General features: G+C 50.0%; 12 protein-coding genes and 1 tRNA gene. 9 read left to right on the forward strand and 4 right to left on the reverse strand.

Features of this window, described 5'->3' with window-relative positions:
• Window positions 1–318: 318 nt before the first annotated feature.
• The gene (locus tag HMPREF0658_RS04295; protein WP_006948862.1) at window positions 319–1,095 is read left to right on the forward strand and encodes a dihydroorotate dehydrogenase electron transfer subunit; all 777 of its coding nucleotides are present in this window, start codon (window positions 319–321) and stop codon (window positions 1,093–1,095) included.
• The gene (locus HMPREF0658_RS04300) at window positions 1,083–1,994 is read left to right on the forward strand and encodes a dihydroorotate dehydrogenase (RefSeq protein ID WP_006948867.1); all 912 of its coding nucleotides are present in this window, start codon (window positions 1,083–1,085) and stop codon (window positions 1,992–1,994) included. Before HMPREF0658_RS04295 ends, HMPREF0658_RS04300 begins: the two co-directional genes overlap by 13 nt.
• A 454-nt stretch (window positions 1,995–2,448) precedes the next feature.
• Here HMPREF0658_RS04300 and HMPREF0658_RS04305 read toward each other — a convergent pair whose 3' ends face one another.
• Complete coding sequence (locus HMPREF0658_RS04305; RefSeq protein ID WP_006948868.1) at window positions 2,449–3,759, reverse strand: SLC45 family MFS transporter; 1,311 nt, start codon at window positions 3,757–3,759, stop codon at window positions 2,449–2,451.
• Between the two features lie 68 nt (window positions 3,760–3,827).
• Window positions 3,828–4,853 (reverse strand): LacI family DNA-binding transcriptional regulator, encoded by a 1,026-nt coding sequence (locus HMPREF0658_RS04310; RefSeq protein ID WP_024991145.1) that lies wholly within the window; start codon window positions 4,851–4,853, stop codon window positions 3,828–3,830.
• A gap of 236 nt (window positions 4,854–5,089) precedes the next feature.
• Between HMPREF0658_RS04310 and HMPREF0658_RS04315 the strand changes: the two genes are divergently transcribed.
• From HMPREF0658_RS04315 to HMPREF0658_RS04345, 7 genes are all read left to right on the forward strand, one after another.
• On the forward strand, window positions 5,090–8,179 hold the full coding sequence (locus HMPREF0658_RS04315; protein ID WP_006948873.1) for a SusC/RagA family TonB-linked outer membrane protein: 3,090 nt from the start codon (window positions 5,090–5,092) through the stop codon (window positions 8,177–8,179).
• 20 nt (window positions 8,180–8,199) lie between these two features.
• Entirely contained in the window at window positions 8,200–9,798 is a 1,599-nt protein-coding gene (locus tag HMPREF0658_RS04320) for a RagB/SusD family nutrient uptake outer membrane protein (RefSeq protein ID WP_006948875.1), read from the forward strand.
• Window positions 9,799–9,857: 59 nt separating this feature from the next.
• Window positions 9,858–11,042: a SusE domain-containing protein gene (locus tag HMPREF0658_RS04325; protein WP_006948877.1), complete on the forward strand. Its 1,185-nt coding sequence runs from the start codon at window positions 9,858–9,860 to the stop codon at window positions 11,040–11,042.
• Between the two features lie 52 nt (window positions 11,043–11,094).
• A complete protein-coding gene (locus HMPREF0658_RS04330) occupies window positions 11,095–12,174 on the forward strand; it encodes an Outer membrane protein SusF domain-containing protein (protein ID WP_006948878.1) in 1,080 nt (359 codons plus the stop codon).
• Window positions 12,175–12,341: 167 nt separating this feature from the next.
• Window positions 12,342–12,415 (forward strand) — tRNA-Arg (locus HMPREF0658_RS04335).
• Between the two features lie 60 nt (window positions 12,416–12,475).
• On the forward strand, window positions 12,476–13,699 hold the full coding sequence (gene pepT, locus HMPREF0658_RS04340; RefSeq protein WP_006948879.1) for a peptidase T: 1,224 nt from the start codon (window positions 12,476–12,478) through the stop codon (window positions 13,697–13,699).
• 90 nt (window positions 13,700–13,789) lie between these two features.
• Entirely contained in the window at window positions 13,790–16,039 is a 2,250-nt protein-coding gene (locus HMPREF0658_RS04345) for a cation:proton antiporter (protein WP_024991144.1), read from the forward strand.
• Between the two features lie 408 nt (window positions 16,040–16,447).
• On the opposite strand, the gene HMPREF0658_RS04350 is transcribed toward HMPREF0658_RS04345, so the two are convergent.
• Both HMPREF0658_RS04350 and HMPREF0658_RS10635 read right to left on the reverse strand, forming a co-directional pair.
• Complete coding sequence (locus HMPREF0658_RS04350; RefSeq protein WP_006948884.1) at window positions 16,448–17,410, reverse strand: DUF6261 family protein; 963 nt, start codon at window positions 17,408–17,410, stop codon at window positions 16,448–16,450.
• Window positions 17,411–17,888: 478 nt separating this feature from the next.
• On the reverse strand, window positions 17,889–19,286 hold a 1,398-nt coding region (locus HMPREF0658_RS10635), incomplete at its 5' end, for a hypothetical protein (RefSeq protein ID WP_006948885.1).

Consider the following 19,286-nt stretch of genomic DNA (forward strand, 5'->3'; position numbering starts at 1 on the left):
GTTGGGCAACTCATTGTGAAAAGTTGGGCAACTCGTTGGAAAAAGTTGGCCAACTATTTGCGCAAAGTTGGCCAACTTTTCATGCAGAGTCGGCCAACTATTTTCTACAAGTCGGGCAAGTATGAACAGACAGTTGAGCAACTGCCGTTTTGAAGCATCGCAAACATAGCTTTTCTGTCTGCCTCAAGGTGATAACAGGATGCGTGCTAAGCGATGGACAGAAAGGCATCATCCTGCTTTTCCATGAACGAATACCTTTTGTTCTGTTATCTTTTTCGTATCTTTGCATCCGTACATACCCTTTATACATGAACCATCATGAAGAAATACTGTCTGAATCTGACTGTTTCTTCCTCGAAACAGCTCAATGAGCGATACGTATTGCTGAAACTCACCCATGAGCGACCACTTCCCGACATGATGCCGGGGCAATTCGTCGAAGTGAAAGTAGACGGTTCGCCCCATACTTACTTGCGAAGACCTATCTCCATCAACTTCTTCGACAGAGAGAACAACGAACTATGGCTATTGATTGCCATCGTGGGTGAGGGCACGAAACAGCTGTCTTTGCTGCAAACGGGCGACCTGCTGAATTGCGTTTTCCCCCTCGGACGAGGGTTTACGTTGCCGTCCGCTCCGCAAGAACGCATTCTGCTTGTCGGCGGAGGTGTAGGGGTGGCACCTTTGCTCTATTTAGGGCATGTTATCAGGCAAAGCGGCGGTATGCCTACATTCCTGCTCGGTGCGCGTTCCGCGACCGCTATTTTGGAACGGGAACTGTTTGAGCAAACCGGCCGACTCTATCTGACAACCGAAGACGGCACTGCCGGTGAACGCGGATTTGTGACCCAACATTCCATCCTTGCTAAGGAACGTTTCCATCGTATCGTCACTTGCGGCCCTACACCGATGATGAAAGCCGTAGCCCGATATGCCAAAGCAGAAGGCATCTGCTGCGAAGTATCATTGGAAAACATGATGGCATGCGGCATCGGCGCTTGTCTTTGCTGCGTGGAAAAGACCGTAAAGGGTCACGTATGCGTATGTACGGAAGGACCGGTGTTTAACTCAAACGATTTGCTATGGCAGCTTTAAATGTGAAATTAGGCATGCTGGAACTGAAGAATCCTGTCATGACAGCTTCCGGAACCTTTGGCTACGGGCTGGAGTTTGCCGACTTCTTGCCGCTCGAAGCTCTCGGCGGTATCGTCGTAAAAGGAACGACATTGCATCCACGGCAGGGCAACGACTATCCCAGAATGGCCGAAACGCCTTCAGGCATGTTGAATTGTGTGGGTTTGCAGAATAAGGGCGTAGATTATTTCTGCCGCGAGATATACCCCCGAATCAAAGACATCGATACGAATATGATTGTGAACGTAAGCGGTTCTTCGCCCGAAACCTATGCTGAATGCGCAGCGCGTATCGACGAATTAGACCGTATTCCCGCTATAGAACTCAACATATCGTGTCCCAATGTCAGTGATGGTGGTATGGCTTTCGGCGTTACTTGCAGCGGGGCGGCAAGCGTTGTGGCGGCCGTGCGCAAGGTTTATCACAAAACACTCATTGTAAAGCTCTCCCCCAATGTGACCGATATAGCCCAGATTGCCCGTGTCTGCGAGGACGAAGGGGCAGATTGCGTATCGCTCATCAATACGTTGATGGGTATGGCCATCGACATAGAACGTCGGCGTTCGTTGCTAAGCATCGGTACGGGAGGACTTAGCGGCCCTGCCATTAAACCCGTTGCGCTGCGTATGGTCTGGCAAGTGGCACGTGCGGTAAGCATCCCCGTGATAGGGATGGGCGGCATTTCTACAGCTCATGACGCAGTGGAATTCTTCATGGCCGGTGCTTCGGCCGTTCAGATAGGTGCCGCCAACTTCATCGACCCCACCGTAACGTTGAAAGTAATCGATGGTCTCAATACATGGTTAGATGCCCATCACTGCACTTCGGTCTATGACGTGATAGGAACGTTGGAGACATAACGAATGATGATGACACAAGCAGGAATACAAAAAATGAGAGCGATTTAAGCAATCGCTCTCAACCAACACAAAAACTAAACTAGACTTAACTAAGTTTAAACCGGATTTTCACAAACCCGAAAAATCTGTCGCAAAGATACGATAAAACTTCTACAAACACAAAGCATTTAATAATTTTTCACTAAAATAATTGTCTCTTATCATGATAAATCTACTTTACAATGAGGTAAGTCATAAACAAGTGGAAACCAACCCTATATGAAGTGAAATGAAAAAGCTATGCTTTGACCACCTAAAAGTTATCCTTTCAGACGATGGAAGCATAGCTTTAACAGCCTGAAAGCTATCCTTTTAGAAAACGAACGTATATACCTGTTGTCGGGATGTCTGCCAAGAGAGAGGCAGACATCCACCCTTGAATGCGTTAAGACCGTATGAAAGTGTGCGGGAGGTGTCAGCCGTTGTCGCGTTCCCGGATGATAAACACCGCCATCGAACCGAGCAACAGCAATGCGCCGGCAACCATCATCATGTGGCTCTGCACAGCCCCCACCATACCGAAGATAATACCGCCGAGTGCAGCCGCTATGATTTGGGGTATGCAAATCGTACCGTTGAACAGCCCCAAGTACACGCCCATGTGGCCTTTCCCTTCCAAAGCATTGGTGACAATGGCAAAGGGCATGGCCAGCATGGCCGCCCACGCACAGCCAATCAGGATGAAAGGAACGAACATGAGGTATTGATTGTGCACATAGTGGACAAGTATAAAGCCGATGCCACCTAAGACAAGGCTGACCGAATAGGCCATTTTGCGGTTAGAAATCTGTGGCAACACGATAGCCCATACTACGCTTCCGATGGCTTGCACGGCAAAGAGGATACCCACCCAGTTACCGGCTTCCTGATAGGCAGCAGAGGTAACATCGGTCGTTCCCCAAACGGTATCGGCTACGGAGCCGGTGGTGTAAGTCCACATATACATGAACGCAGCCCAGCAAAAGAACTGTACCAGCCCTACAGACCAGAATGCACGGGGTGCATCTCTTAGCAGTGCCACGATATTTACTTTCTCTTTGTCCAGCGCAGTGGCAAGTCCGTGGTACTCGGCATACTCTTTCGGCGGCATTTCCTTCACCTTCACCGTAGTATATATGACACAGAGAATGAGGATAAGCGCACCGATATAGAAGCTGAAAATCACGCTGTCGGGCACCGTTCCCTTAGGAGCCTCATTGCTGATGCCCAATGCTGCAAAGAAGTAAGGAAAGACAAATCCGGCTACCGAGCCTGCATTGCACAGAAAACTCTGTACGGAATAAGCCAACGCCTTTTGTTTCTCGTTCACCATATCGCCAACCAACATCTTGAAAGGCTGCATCGCCATGTTGATACTTGTATCGAGAAACATGAGTGAAATCAGACCGAAAACCATCGCGGTAGACACGGCCATGCCGAACGAACCTGCATTAGGGAGCAGACACATGACAAGTACGGCCACGGCGGCACCTACAAACAAATAGGGAACACGTCGGCCAAAGCGGCACCAAGTCTTATCGCTGAGTGTTCCGACGATAGGTTGGACGATAATACCCATAAGCGGCGGCAGAATCCAGAAGTAGCTCAGGGAGTGCGGGTCGGCACCCAATGTGGCGAAGATTCTCGATATATTGGCGCTTTGCAGTGCATAAGCGATCTGTACTCCGAAAAATCCGAAACTCAGATTCCACAGTTTCCAGAAACTTAAATCAGGTTTTGTCTTCATTTATTGAATTGTTTAGTTAGTTTTCTTCATTGTAAACGGGTGCTTCCTTTCTGTCTGTCCGGCTGTACCTACCTTGTGGTTCCTCTAAGGACAAGCCGCGTTCTGACTACCCGTTTCTCCACTTTGTCTTTAGGCAGGGTGCCTTCCACCTTGCCGATAAGTATGTCGGCCGCCTCTTCTCCTACACGTGTGCCTCGCTGTTCAATAGTCGTGAGCATGGGGTCGCTGGCCTTTGCATAGCCATCGTTGGTGAAACCGCAGATGGAAATGTCTTCGGGTACGCGCAGTCCCATACGCTTTGCCGTGTGAAGAATGCCTATCGCAGTATCGTCGTTGATAGCAAAGAAGCCGTCGGGAGGGTTATCCATCGTGAGAATATCAGGTGTAATAGCCTCTGCATCAGCCCTGTTGTCGCATAAACGCACAAGCGTTTCCTCCACATTTATGCCGTGTTTGAGCAGTGCATCCTTATATCCATTGAATCGGTTTTTGGCAATTTCCAATCGCATAGACGTGCTGTAAAAGGCAATGCGCTTACATCCCGTTTCAATCAAATGGGTGACTGCTGCAAATGCCCCTGCATAATCGTCTACCACAACACGGCTTGCATTGATGCCGGTGCTGATGCGGTCGTAGAAAACCACAGGCATACCTTTGTCCAAAAGGCGTTGAAAATGGTCGTATTTCATGGTGTCCTTAGCCTGCGACACGATAACTCCGCACACTTTGTTTTCATAAAACGACCGACAAATCTTCACCTCCCGTTCGTATTTTTCATTGCTTTGGGCGACCATAATGCGGTATCCGCGCGCAGAGGCCTCCTCTTCTATGCCGCTAAGAATACTGGAAAAATAGAAATGAGTGAACTGGGGAATGATGACACCAATCATCTTGATAGGCTCGATACGACTACGCCTGAGCGATTCGGCTATGATATTGGGAGAAAAATGGTGCTCGTTGGCATACTGCTGGATAAGTTCTCTGCGCTCGAGACTTATCTTCGGGCTGTTTTTTAAGGCACGGGAAACGGTTGCGACAGATACGTTTAACTCTCTCGCAATATCTTTCATTGTGATAGGTGCATTATCTCTCACGGTTTTTCATTTAAGTAAGGGCAAAGTTATGCAAATACTCCGAGCAGTTGATATATACCTATTATAATAAAGGAAAAATAGTATGCAAACGTTTGCATGAAATGTTTTATCCTTTTAACTCAAAAAGTGCAAAAGAGTGTTGCATAAGGGCTACTTTTGTAACAAATAGCGAGAGAGTAAAGCTATTAGCCTAAACAAATAATAACAACAAATAAAGTTAACTTTAAAAGAAGAGAATGATGAAGCAGGTAAAATTCAAAATTCCTGTTAGGGTCATAGTCCTGCTCTGCGGACTATTCCTATCGGTTGGTGCCTTTGCACAGCAGATTACTGTCAATGGCCATGTTAAGGATGCAACCGGCGAGCCCATCATTGGTGCAACCGTTCGCATAGCCGGACAAGATGGTGGTACCATTACGGACTTCGACGGTAACTTCACGCTCAAAGCCAAACAGGGAGCAACGATTCAGGTCTCCTTTATCGGCTACCGGACAATGAGCATCAGTGCGTCGGCCTCTGTCGTTGTGACACTGGAAGAGGACTCCAAAACACTGAATGACGTAGTGGTTATCGGTTACGGAGCCGTGAAAAAGAGCGATTTAACCGGTTCCGTTGCCGCATTGAAACCAGACGGTAAAAACAAAGGTGTAGTCGTGAATCCGCAAGACCTTATCCAAGGAAAGATTGCGGGCGTAAATATCACGTCTAACGACGGTGCTCCGGGCAGCGGTGCACAGATAAGAATACGCGGCGGTTCGTCACTGAATGCCAGCAACGACCCGTTGATTGTGATTGACGGAGTGGCTATGGACAATGAGGGAGTTAAGGGTTTGAGCAACCCTCTCTCAATGATTAACCCGCAGGACATCGAGTCGTTCAACGTATTGAAAGACGCTTCGGCTACAGCTATCTATGGTTCGCGTGGTTCAAACGGTGTTATCATTATCACCACAAAGAAGGGTCGGAAAGGTCAAGCACCTACCGTTTCCTATGCCGGCAGTGCTACCGTGAGCATGAAGAAGAAGACGCTCGACGTGATGACAGGCGATGAATTCCGCGCTTTCATCAAGAATATATGGGGAACCAGCAGCGATGCTTACCGTGCATTAGGTACGGCAAACACCGATTGGCAAGATGAAATTTACAGAACAGCCATCAGCCATGACCACAACGTTACGCTTTCAGGTGCATGGAAGACCCTCCCCTACCGCGTTTCCGTGGGCTATACCGGCCAAGAAGGTATCCTGAAGACATCCGATTTCCAACGTATAACGGCTGCCGTCAGTCTTAATCCGTCGTTATTAAACGACCACCTCACTCTGAATCTCAATGCCAAAGGCATGTATGCAAAGAGCATTTATGCCGACGGAGAAGCCATCAGCTCTGCTTTCCGCATGGACCCCACGCAGAGTCCGTATGCCTATACGTCGCCGTTCCACAGGACTTTCCTGACCGATTCGCATGGTGTAGACCGGTCGGCAGAAACATTGAAGAACTTCGGAGGATACTTTGAATGGCCAATGGCCGCCGCCTATGGCGATGATTCATGGCCTTATACCTATAATAACTTGGCCACCAAAAACCCGCTCGCTATCCTTAACGAGCGTCATGAGGAAGGCCACAGCCGTTCATTCATCGGAAGTGCCGACATGGATTATAAGGTGCATGGTTTTGAAGACCTGCGTTTGCACATGACATTGGGTGCAGACATCTCTCAAGGACGGCAATACAGAGATGCCAACCCCGCCTCTCCACAGTATATTTACTATGGTACACATGGCTCGGAGGAGATACTGAAGCGCAACCTCTCTCTGAGTGCATATGCTCAATACTTCAAGGATTTCGATGCCAATCATCACTTCGACATCATGGGAGGTTACGAATGGCAACATTTCTGGCGTTCGGAACACAATGACTACATCGGTTATTACCCGATGACAAACAATGACCTCAACCTCAGAGGAAAGGAACGTGAGCATACCCCCTATCGCTTCAAGACAGAAAGTTTCCTCGTTTCGTTCTTCGGACGTGCCAACTATACCCTTATGAACCGCTATTTCCTCACTGCAACAGTACGTCATGACGGTTCGTCACGCTTCAAAGAACACTGGTCTACCTTCCCCTCTTTCGCTTTCGCATGGAAGATAAAGGACGAGAATGAGTTCAAAAAAATCAATTGGCTCTCTGATTTGAAACTAAGATTGGGCTGGGGTATGACCGGACAACAAGACCTGAAGAAGAATGATTACGCATGGATTCCTACCTACTCCATCAGCACCGGTACCAATGGTTTCTATCCTCTTTTGGGCACAGGTATACTGTATCGCCCCAACAACTTCAATACTTTGCTGAAGTGGGAGACCACTACTACCTATAACATCGGCCTCGACTGGGGAATCTTAGACCAGCGACTGACCGGAAGCATCGACTGGTATTACCGTAAGACGACCGACTTGCTGAACTATGCCCCTGTGCGTGCGCTGTCGGGTTACAAAAACCAAGACTGGCAAAACATCGGTAAACTGTCTAACAGCGGTGTGGAAACAACCCTTAGCTGGAAAGTAGTGAGGTCTAAAGATTTCTATTGGACGTTGGATTATAACTTCACCTACAACCATAATAATATCAAAGACCTCAACGGTGTATCGCAAAACGGGAAACCGGTACCTAACACCGACATTAAGATAGGTACCGACCGATACCTGCAATACAACCAAGTGGGCTACGCTATGAACTCTTTCTACGTGTACCAACAGGTGTATGATAAAAACGGAAAGCCATTGGAGGGTGTCGTAGTAGACCGCAACGGCGATGGTGTGATTACCCCCGAAGACCGCTATTTCTATAAGAGCCCGCTTGCACCCATTACCATGGGACTTGCTTCTCGTATGGAATATAAAAATTGGGACTTAGGTTTTGCCCTGCGTGCCAACATCGGTAACTACGTATTCGATAACATTTCATCGGGTCAGGCCAACTTGGACAAAAACTCGGTATGGGCTCCGACGAGCTTCCTCTCTAACCGTCCGACATCCGTTTTGGCCAATAATTGGCAGACAAATAACGTTACATCGCAATTGTCGGACTACTATGTGCACAATGCCTCTTTCTTAAAATGCGATAATATCACATTGGGCTACAGCTTCTCAGACTGGTTCAAGGGAAGCGGAAGCCGTGGACTGAGCGGCCGTATCTACGGAACAGTAGCCAACGTGTTTACCATTACTAAGTATAAAGGCATCGATCCGGAAATCAAAAACGGATTTGACGACCAAATATACCCGCGTCCTATTTCTTTCATCGTGGGCATGAATCTTAACTTTTAATCACTTAATACAGAAAAGTCATGAAACTATATATAAAGAATATCATTCCGGTTGCAGCCCTATCGCTTACCTTAGGAATGACATCTTGTGTGGGTGATTTGGACGTAAAGCCCATTGACCCGAACTTGACAACCGACTTATACGTGGAAGGACTGTTCAATAAATGCTACGCTACCATGGCACTGGCCGGAAACGGAGGCCCCGATGGCGACTGCGATATTGATGGTATAGACGGCGGAACCTCCGGTTTTGTTCGTCAGATGTGGAACGCCAACGAACTGACCACCGACGAAGCTGTCTGTGCGTGGGGAGATGACGGTATTGCACAATTCTGCCATAATACTTACGACTCTTCCCATCCTATGTTGGCCGGCTATTATGCCCGCCTTACAACAAGCATCACCTATTGTAACCAATACCTCAACGAAGCAGAGAGTTACGATGCAACGATGACCGCCGAGGTACGCTTCCTTCGCGCCCTCGACTACTATCTGCTGATGGATGCCTTTGGCAATATTCCTTTCTCAACCACTGTTTCCAAGCCTGTACGTTACACACGGCAGGAGGCTTACAACTTTATTGAGAAAGAATTGTTAGAGATTGAGCCCTCTCTCTCTGCCGCACAGCCGAAGAAGTCTACAGACAGCGGCTACGGAAGGGTGGACAAAGCTGCCGCTTGGTTGCTCCTTTCACGCCTTTATCTCAATGCAGAGGTCTATACCGGAACAGCCCAATGGGCGAAGGCCGCCGAGTATGCAAAGAAAGTAATGGATTCTTCTTACCGTCTGAACACCACAACAATAGGCGGATGGAGTGCTTATCAGATGCTATTCATGGGAGACAACGGAGAAACGGATGCTGCATACGAAGCCATTCTGCCGCTGCTCCAAGACGGTTTGAAAACAGCCAGCTACGGTACATCTCTTTATCTGATGGGCTCAACGTTTGATGGCGATGTACATGCCAATAAGAACGAACCGACCAAAACCAACGGTACCGACCAGACATGGGGTGGTAATCGCGCTCTTCCCAACCTCGTGGCAAAGTTCTTCCCCTCGAATAACGCGCCGCAAGTGGCATGCTATGACATGACCGACGAAGCCGGTGACGACCGTGCACTTTTCGATGGAAAGGGTCGTACCTTAAATGTTGATGAATTGGGAACATTCAAGAAAGGATATGCAGTTGCCAAATTTACCAACTTCAAGACAGACGGCAGCGTGGGACATGATGCCAAACATCCTGATACTGATTTCTTCTTCTTCCGCAAAGCAGAGGCCTATCTTGCATATGCAGAAGCTACAGCCCGTCAAAACGGTGGCTCTGCTACGACCGAAGGTGTGGCTGCTATCAACGCTCTGCGTGCCCGCGCCCATGCATCGCAGCACACAGGTTACTCGCTGAATGATATTCTCGACGAATGGAGCCGCGAGTTCTACTTTGAGGGGCGCCGCCGTACAGACCTGATACGTTTCGGTAAATTTGGCGGAGACAATAACTACAATTGGCAATGGAAGGGCGGCACATACAATGGACGTAACTTCTCGGCAAACAAGAATATATTTGCCATCCCCTCAAATCAGGTAAACGACGTCATTAAACAAAACCCCGGATATTGATATCACATCCAAACCGAACATTTGGAGAACAAAAAAGAACATTTTAAAACGAATATCTAATGAAAAAGATCATAAAGTCGGCATTGTTTCTCCTGTGCAGCGTGTGCATACTCACTGCCTGCGAGGACGACAACGACTCAAATCCCGTACTGAGAACGCCGGACTCGTTCGTCATGAACACGCCGTCGTATGCCACTTCCGTGGTTGATTTGAAATCCTCTACGGCACTCAATTTCTCGTGGCAATATCCCGATTACGGCTTCCCCGTGTCGGTCAATTACCAATTGCAGCTCTCCGTCAATGGAAAATTCGATAAGGCTTTTAATCCCAATTTGAAAGCCAGCGACCAATCGGTAGACTTCATTACGACCGATGCTGTTTATCAAGAAACCAAAGGTGCTTTAACCGGCGAAGCCTTCGCAACGGCCTTGCAGAAGATTGCCCTTTATCAAGAAAGCAACGTTCCCGCAACGCAGAAAGTCTATGTAAGAGCCTTTGCAACGGTAAAGGGAGATACCGTTTACTCCAATCCCATTACCATTATTGTGGCACCTTACTACGTTGAACTGAAAGATGCACCTGTAGAAATATGGTATCTCATCGGAGGATGCATCGGAAACGGTTCTTGGACAAACAGTAAAGCAAGCATCGGAGTTGGCATGATACCACTCTCTCCCATCGAAGGGCAGGAATACGACCGCAAGACCGGTAAGGGCAAAATCGGCTACAAAGGCTATTTCCCTGCCAATGCCTCGTTTAAGATTCTTGAGAAAGTGGGCAATTGGGACTACGGTATGTGTGGAGACGGTACTGACAAGGGTACGACATACAGAAGTGGAGGTAGCGATCCCGGCAACATTTCAATAGCCGAGGCCGGATATTACTACATCGAACTCGATACCAAAGCCCACACCTGTACCATCAAGAAGATTGACGACCCGAGCAGCATCACTGTTTTCACAACCTTCAACCTGCCCGGCGATTACAACAGTTGGAACGAAACATCGCCTATGACAGCCGTAGAAACCTACGCTGGAGCCATCAATCACAACTGGACGGCTACGGTGACCATTACCGCAAAGGGAGGTGTTAAATTCAAGAGCGGCACCTCTGCTTACGGCGGAACTGTCTTCCCATCGGGCGTTGCCGGAACAACTCAGGTCAGCAAAATACCTGTTGAACCCGGTACGTATGTGGTAGTATTCAATGACATCACAGGTGGATATACTTTTGTAGAACAATAAAAACAGTACGGACGGGAGTTCGCTCCCGCCCGTACATAAAGAATCATAACACATGAAGAAGATATTCTATACAATAGGAATAGCGATGCTCTTCGCAAGTTGTTCCGACAGTTATACGGATTGGGCTACCCCGCACAGCTCGCAGTCAGAGACAACCGTCACGGTGAGCTTCTCTGCGGCACAGGCAGCCAACATTGATTATGCCACCTACACAGCCGACTCGGTGCAGCTCTTTGTGCCTACGGTGTCGAGTACTGCATCCAAGACCGTCACGACTTACCGTGCATGCCTCTACAATGCAGACAAGTCCGACAGTCTCACTGTGTCTACCGATGCTAACGGCAAGATTACAACGGCTGAACTCAAAACCATCGTTGAGAAACTATATGGCAAACGCCCTGTAGAACACGCCATTCCCGTTAATGCTACCGCTCTTACCGTGATAGACGGGCAGAGTCTTAAGAATATGGCGGCTACGCAACTCAGCGTCAAGCTCAAAGCTCCTTTTATTGACACAGCATATTACCTGACAGGCGACATCGCCGAGGGATGGGACAAAGCCCATACCTTGAAGTTCGCCCACAGCGGTGCTGATGTGTACGATGACCCTGTGTTCACGCTGTATTTCACCACCACTGCGGCCGATAAATACTGGAAGATTATCCCTGCTACCAACTACAATGGCAACTTCTGGGCGGAAGGCGAGAAGGGTGTACTCGGCACAGCTGTAAACGGCGATGCTGCGCTTACAGGTCAGCTCACCACCTCTTCTCCGCAAGCGGGAAAAGTGGCAACTGCCGGTTTATACCAGTTGAAACTCAACATGCTGGAATATTCCTACACTTTCACACCTCTTACGCTGGGACTTATAGGAGGCGCTACCCCCACAGGATGGGACTCCGATACCGACTTCACCTATAATGCTACCGATAAATGCTACGAGATAAGCAGCATTACGCTCACCAACGGCGAGATAAAAGTACGCGCCAATGATGCATGGGAGCACGATTGGGGCGGCACTTTGGCCAATATGACCTACAAAGGAGGCAACATTACCGTAACGGCCGGCACATATAAGGTGCAGTTCTTCCTCAATGCCGATGGTACCGGGCGTATGGTATTGACACCGTAATGGATTGTCGAGCACATACGACGATAACCGTTTCAAAACCACTGCGGGCAGGATTCTTTTCTGTCCGCAGTTCTCTTTTTTATATATACCGAGTAACCTAACAGAAATTAGGCTGTGAGATTTGTCCGTATCGGGAAAAATCCTTATCTTTGCAAACACAATGCAAAGGTCTCTTAGCTTAGTTGAATAGAGCGTCAGATTCCGGTTCTGAAGGTCATGGGTTTGAGTCCCATAGAGACCACTCCAGTGAGGTTCCTATATATAATAAGGTGGGAACTTTCACGAATAAACAGGAAATAATATGAATATTACAGAGAGATTTCTGAATTATACCAAGTTTGACACGCAGTCGGACGACCGTTCCGAGACCATTCCAAGTACTTCCAAACAACTTATTTTCGCACAATACCTTAAAGAAGAATTAGTGCGCGAGGGGCTTTCGGATGTGGAAATGGACGATAAGGGTTATATTTACGCCACACTGCGTTCGAACATGAAAAAGGAAGTACCAACCATCGGCTTTATTTCCCACTACGATACAAGCCCCGATTGCAGCGGTGCCAATATCCATCCACGCATCGTGCAGCAATATGATGGAAGAGACATCGTGTTATCGGAAGGCATCATTTCTTCGCCGAAGAAGTTTCCGGAGCTGTTGAATCATGTGGGTGAAGACCTTATCGTGACAGACGGACATACGTTGTTAGGTGCCGACGACAAAGCAGGAATAGCCGAAATTGTGCAAGCAATGTGCTGGCTGCGCGACCATGATGAAATCAAACATGGCGACATTCGTGTGGGATTCAACCCCGATGAGGAAATTGGAAAAGGCGCACATCATTTCGATGTAAAGAAGTTTGCTTGCGAATGGGCTTATACGATAGACGGCAGCGATTTAGGAGAATTAGAGTTCGAGAACTTCAATGCTGCCGGTGCAAAGGTAAACATCGTAGGCGTAAGTGTGCATCCGGGCTATGCCAAAGGCAAAATGATTAACGCAAACAGGCTGGCTGCCGAGTTCCAGCATCTGATTCCTGAAGACGAGACACCCGAAGCGACCGAAGATTATCAAGGCTTTTATCATCTTACGGGCGTTGAAAGCAATACGGAACATGCGTCGCTTTCATATATCATACGCGACCACGACCGTCAGAAGTTCGAGGCACGCAAGGACTTTATGAGGCAATGCGCCAACGTCTTGAACGAGAAATACGGCAAAGGCACCTGCGAGGTCGAAGTGACCGACCAATACTACAACATGAAAGAGAAGATAGACCCCAATATGCACGTAATAGACTTGGTGTTGAAAGCCATGCAAGCGTGTGACATCGCACCAAGAGTGAAGCCCATCCGAGGCGGAACAGACGGTGCCCAGCTAAGCTATAAAGGTCTGCCGTGTCCCAATATCTTTGCCGGAGGCGTGAACTTCCATGGTCCCTACGAATTCGTTTCCATACAAGTCATGGAGAAAGCGATGCAGGTCATTGTCAAGATTTGTGAGCTGACGGCCGAGTACAACGACTGATAACCCTATTACCCCCACGCATCCCTATAATACCTTCATCGGCCGATGAAGCGTTATAGGGATGCGTTTTTATTAAAAGGAGAAACCATTATGTCCGGACTTCCCGAGCTGATAAAAGACCTTGCCCTTATCCTCGTTGTGGCAGGTGTGGTCACAGTTTTGTTTAAGAAGCTCAAACAGCCTCTTGTGTTGGGCTACATCGTGGCGGGATTTCTCGTAAGCCCGCATATGCCTTACATTCCATCCATTATCGACAAGACCGACATCCAGACATGGGCAGACATCGGCGTTATCTTCCTTTTGTTCTCCATGGGGCTGGACTTCTCATTCAAGAAGATTACCAAGTTAGGCATGGCACCGTTTATTGCCGTCACGCTGATATTCATCTCGATGTTTACCCTTGGCTATGTGGCCGGCCATTTCTTCAGCTGGACGCACATGGAATGTGTATTTCTTGCAGCTGTCTTTGCGGTATGCAGCAGTACGACGATTATCTACAAGACATTTACCGATCTGAAACTCAAGCAGCAGAACTTCACAAACCTCGTGTTGAGCGTGCTCGTGCTCGAAGATGTTATCTCCATCATCGTTATGGTCATGTTATCGGCCATTGCCGGTGGCGACAGCGTAAACGGCGAACAGCTTGCCGGCATCGTCACAAAGATTGTCTTCTTCATCGTGCTTTGGTTCGTGGTCGGTATCTTCTTCGTTCCCCTGCTGCTGCGAAAGATTCGTGGCCTGCTCACCAACGAGATACTGCTCATCGTTTCGCTCGCCCTCTGTTTCTTCATGGCCATTCTCTCGTCGCTGGTAGGTTTCAGCAGTGCTTTCGGCGCATTCGTTATCGGGTCGATTCTGGCCGAAACGGTAGAGGGCACGCATATCATCAAGGTGGTAGACCCCATCAAAGACCTTTTCGGCGCGGTCTTCTTCGTGTCTGTGGGCATGTTGGTCAATCTTCACATCATCATAGAATATGCTGTGCCCATCGTCGTTATCGTCTCCCTTATCGTTGTCGGGCAAGCCCTTTTCGGTACCATGGCATTCCTGTTGAGCGGACAGTCGCTCAAGACTGCCATGCGATGCAGTTTCTCCATGGCACAGATTGGTGAGTTTCCTTTTATCATTGCCTCGCTGGGACTCTCGCTGGGCGTCATCGGCGAGTTTATGTATCCCGTCATCGTGGCCGGCTCAGCCATCACCACATTCCTCACGCCTTATATTATCAAATCGGCCATACCCGCTTACAACATTCTCGAACGCCATCTGCCCGCCGAATGGATAAAGACTTTCAATCGCACGACGATGATAGGAAGCGATGCCAATGTTGATAACAAATGGAGACCGTTGCTCATTGCCATGGTGCGCCACACGCTTATCTACAGCATTCTCACCGCAGCCACCATCGCCCTCGCCCTGATATTCCTACTCCCGTTCCTGCGCGAACTTCTCCCCCATTGGTGGGCTAACGGCCTCTGCGGCGCATTGGCGCTCCTCGTCATTGCTCCCTTTCTTCGTGCCATTGTGGCCAAGAAAAACCATAGCGAAGAGTTTAAAGCACTGTGGAACGACAACCGCCGCAACCGTCTTCCCTTGCTCCTTACCATTTTCATCAGGGCAACCCTCGCCGCGGCCGCCATCTTCTACCTGTTGCAATACCTCAGCCCGCTGTCCACGCTCCTGCATATCGTGGCCTCGCTGGTCGTGTTGGCAATGATGCTTCCCTCGCGCGGCCTCAAAAGAAGAAGCATCCGACTTGAGCGGCTTTTTATGCAAAACCTCCGTTCCAAAGACATCGAGGCTGCCGTCATGGGGCGCAACAAGCCGCTTTATGCAGACCATCTGCTCGACCGAGATGTACATATCTCCGACCTCGAAGTACCCGACGACAGCACATGGGCAGGAAAGACGTTGCGCGAACTCAACCTGCGACGCCTCTTCGGCGTACACGTGAGCAGCATTCTGCGCGGATCGCGACGGCTCAACATCCCCAACGGCACCACCGTTATCTATCCAACCGACAAACTCCAAGTCATCGGCAGCGACGAACAGCTCACCGCCCTGAGCAATGCCATGGCAGAAGCCGTCTACCCGGCCGACCCTGACATAGAGAAGCGCGAAATGCACTTGGCACAGCTCCTCATCGCTCCCCACCATCCGCTCATAGGCAAAACCCTGAGCGAGAGCGGCATCCGCGACCGCTACAACTGCATGGTTGTGGGGTTGGAGGAGGGCAAACAAAACCTCACGCCCCTCGACCCCACCCGCCGGTTTGCCGAAGGCGACGTGCTTTGGCTCGTGGGTGAAGCCGAAGCCCTCCGCACGTTGCTTGCCCGATAACACGGTTGCACCCAACCACTCGCTTGTGTCATGCAAAATATAGTTTTATACGCGAGTTCGAGATAAGAAAATCTTATCCAATAGCTCCGAAGGAGCGATAGACCTTAGGCAGGGGTAAGCGATAGCGCAGCCCCTGCATGGAAGCATTCTCACCATCAAAACTCCGGAGGAGTGACGGAACGATAACGGATATGCTGCCGTTCCGTCGCCCCTTTGGGGCTTTTCCTTTTTGCGTATGCTTAACAGGGGCTTCACCCCTGCCTGTTTTCTGTCGCCTCTTCGAGGCTTTCCCTTACAAGCATTGTTGGCCTTATCAACAAACAACAAAGCGAGTGGTACGCGTCGTCGCGACGCGTACCACTCCAAAGTGTTAACCAAATAATCAAGTTTGATAAGCGAGTGATGGTCTCACTCTTTCGGTATCATCGGAAGGGGGTCGGAGGGCACCGGACCGGCACCGCCGCCGTCAGGTTTCTTGCCGCCATCGTCTGGCTTCTTGCCTCCGCCGTCCGGTTTCTTGTCTCCGTCATCTGGTTTCTTGCCACCATCGTCCGGCTTCTTGTCTCCGTCTGATGGCTTTTTACCGTCGTCTCCCGGTTTCTTATCACCATCCCCCGGCTTCTTATCCTTATCGTCCTTTTTCTTCTGCGCCATGCTTTCGTTGTGCGTAGTTTTGGTTTCCTTAACGGCATGGTTGATTTTGTCGATAAGGTCGCCGATGAGCGTGCGGTCGGCATCGTTGGCAGCCACGATGTAGGCCGCTTCGATGTGGCGGAAGAGGGCGTTCATGGTGGTGTCGTTCTTTTTGCGGATGAGCTTGCCGGCGGGCAGTTTGTCGAGTGCTTTCGTGTCCGACCGCTGCGTGCGCAGGGCGTTGAAATCCTTGTTGGCCGCCGTCAGCAGGTCTACCAGCGTGTTGAGCCCGAGGGCGGTAAGGTCGGCGTCGTTCATCGGCTTGGCGAGGTCGTAGAGCAGCCCCTCGATATGCGCCGTCTCCTCGGCATCGGCCTCCCATTGCAGCCCTTTGTAGGCATCCGCCACGAGTTTCAGCCGGGCACCGGCTTGGGCGCGGTCGGCGATGGGCGATTTGCTGGCCTGCCGAATCTCTTGGAAGAGCGATGTGACGATTCGGTCGCGTTCCGCATCTTTTTTGGTCATGAGTGCGGTTTCGCTCGATGCCATGATGGCGCGCGCCACGTCTTTTTCCTGTTCGATGTCGGCCTGCCATGCGGCGATGTCGGCTGCCTCGAGCAGTATTTTGGCAGGTGCCACGGGCGAGATGGCTGCATACAGCCGCATTTGCAGGTCGGCGTGGAGGCCGAGGGAGAATGTGGAACTCAATGTTCCATCAATTGTTTTTATTGGTCTCATAATTATTATTTTTTGAAAAGGTTAGTATTCTCGAATTGCCGGCAGAGTCTAAATCCGGCTTGCAGAGTGCCGAGCGGTGTCGGCAGAGGCTAAATCTGGCTTGCTGAGTGCCGAGCGGTGTCGGCAGAGGCTAAATCCGGCTTGCAGAGTGCCAAGCGGTGTCGGCAGAGGCTAAATCTGGCTTGCTGAGTGCCGAGCGGTGTCGGCAGAGGCTAAATCCGGCTTGCAGAGTGCCAAGCGGTGTCGGCAGAGGCTAAATCCGGCTTGCAGAGTGCCGAGCGGCGCCGGCAGAGTCTAAATCCGGCTTGCGGAGTGCCGAGCGGTGTCGGCAGAGACTAAATCCGGCTTGCAGAGTGCCGAGCGGTGCCGGCAGAGGCTAAATCCGGCTTGCAGAGTGCCGAGCGATGCCGGCAGAGGCTAAATCCGGACTTCGCATCGGTTGTGCGGTGCTAAAATCCTTGATTTCCGGCTTCATCTTTTAGAAATGGATAAAGGGACGAACGTATTCTGCCCCCTTGTCGTCCATGTCGGTGAGAGCATATCGGTTGAGCGGTAGAAGACCTCCATTACCGTCAAGAACGATGGTAACGCTTTTGGTTAATGATACCTCCGAACTGGTGTGATACCAATAACTTTGCAATGCGGTGCCGCCGGCAGCGGTAAAGAAGCTGTTCAGGTAGTTCCAGTCGAGCGCAAATCTGGTTGTAAGCTCCATCGCTGTAGCCTTTTGAGCCCTTCCTAACAGTTCTAAAGCTCGAAGAAACTCTCCGGCTGCAGGCAGATACCATTTGCTTATATTGGTTCCGGTAATGGTAGGTCCGGGGTTGTACTTAGCCGCAGTATAAAAGGCATAACAAGTAGGCGTTTCGCCTTTTGTTACATTATTGATACTTGCGTTACGATCCCATGTGTAGTGAGAGCCGTTCATATCGTTGTAGATAACGTTAAAATCACTGCTCTTATCTATATTGCTTCCGTCTCCCCATCTGGTTGTTCCGGTCGGTCCTCCTGGCATTGGGTCTTGCGTGGGTGCATCATTCAAAGCAATAGCGGTGCCTTGTTTATCGGCGGTTTTTTCGATGATAACCACACCAATGGGGGTGCGTCCTGCCGCTTGAGCAAGCGGGGCGGTGGTGCCGTCGGAATAGAGGTAGTGAATGGGAATTGTAACCGCTAACTCCGGAGCAAGCTTTTTGTTTTTACCCGCGTTGAACTTGACGGTAGGATAATTCATCGTGGTTGTGGCACTGATGCCACTGATAGGATGGGTTACGGTGTATTCAATATTGAACGGACTGTAGGTGCCCGGGGGCAGCACGATGGTGGCAGCGTTGGCGGTAACAGATGCGGCAGCCGGTAGGGTAAAGCCGTTGTTGTCGGCACCTTTCAGGTTGAGCGTGATGCTGTTGGAGGGCGATGCGGGGGCATTGGCGGTGTTGAGCCCGCTGTCGTCGAAGTCGAACGTACCGGCAATGGGTTTGTTGGCAGTTATCTTGATTTTGGTGAGCTTTCCGCCAACCAATGTGGCATCGGTGGTAAAGGGCGTAAGGGTGAAATAGGCGGCCTTGTGTTCGAGGGTGAAGTCGTAGTGGTTGCCGCTCTTTGTGGCTGTGGCCGTTCCGCAGTCGCCACTCTCGCCGATGTGGGAGGCATCGGCAGGCAGGGGTTGGGTTTGCGTGGCGGCGATGGTCACTTTGTCTTTCGCACCGTTCTTACCCGTATAGCGCAGAGGGTAGTTGAGGTTGCTGAAGGTTCCGGCAAACCAGAAGCTGGCCGTGGGCACTTTCGTTACGCTGCCCACGAGCTGTGTGCCGAGGTTGTCGCGCACGCTTTGTTGTAAGTCGGTTCCATCGTTCAAAAAAAGTTTGTCGCCGGC

It is taken from the genome of Hoylesella marshii DSM 16973 = JCM 13450 (genome assembly GCF_000146675.1).
In the GTDB taxonomy this organism is placed as follows: domain Bacteria; phylum Bacteroidota; class Bacteroidia; order Bacteroidales; family Bacteroidaceae; genus Prevotella; species Prevotella marshii.

Excerpts from the sequence above, each read along its gene's own strand:
- HMPREF0658_RS04315 (WP_006948873.1), top strand. The coding sequence starts at position 5,090 with ATGATGAAGCAGGTAAAATTCAAAATTCCTGTTAGGGTCATAGTCCTG.
- HMPREF0658_RS04350 (WP_006948884.1), bottom strand. The coding sequence starts at position 17,410 with ATGAGACCAATAAAAACAATTGATGGAACATTGAGTTCCACATTCTCC.
- HMPREF0658_RS04305 (WP_006948868.1), bottom strand. The coding sequence starts at position 3,759 with ATGAAGACAAAACCTGATTTAAGTTTCTGGAAACTGTGGAATCTGAGT.
- pepT (WP_006948879.1), top strand. The coding sequence starts at position 12,476 with ATGAATATTACAGAGAGATTTCTGAATTATACCAAGTTTGACACGCAG.
- HMPREF0658_RS04295 (WP_006948862.1), top strand. The coding sequence starts at position 319 with ATGAAGAAATACTGTCTGAATCTGACTGTTTCTTCCTCGAAACAGCTC.
- HMPREF0658_RS04345 (WP_024991144.1), top strand. The coding sequence starts at position 13,790 with ATGTCCGGACTTCCCGAGCTGATAAAAGACCTTGCCCTTATCCTCGTT.
- HMPREF0658_RS04300 (WP_006948867.1), top strand. The coding sequence starts at position 1,083 with ATGGCAGCTTTAAATGTGAAATTAGGCATGCTGGAACTGAAGAATCCT.
- HMPREF0658_RS04330 (WP_006948878.1), top strand. The coding sequence starts at position 11,095 with ATGAAGAAGATATTCTATACAATAGGAATAGCGATGCTCTTCGCAAGT.
- HMPREF0658_RS04325 (WP_006948877.1), top strand. The coding sequence starts at position 9,858 with ATGAAAAAGATCATAAAGTCGGCATTGTTTCTCCTGTGCAGCGTGTGC.
- HMPREF0658_RS04320 (WP_006948875.1), top strand. The coding sequence starts at position 8,200 with ATGAAACTATATATAAAGAATATCATTCCGGTTGCAGCCCTATCGCTT.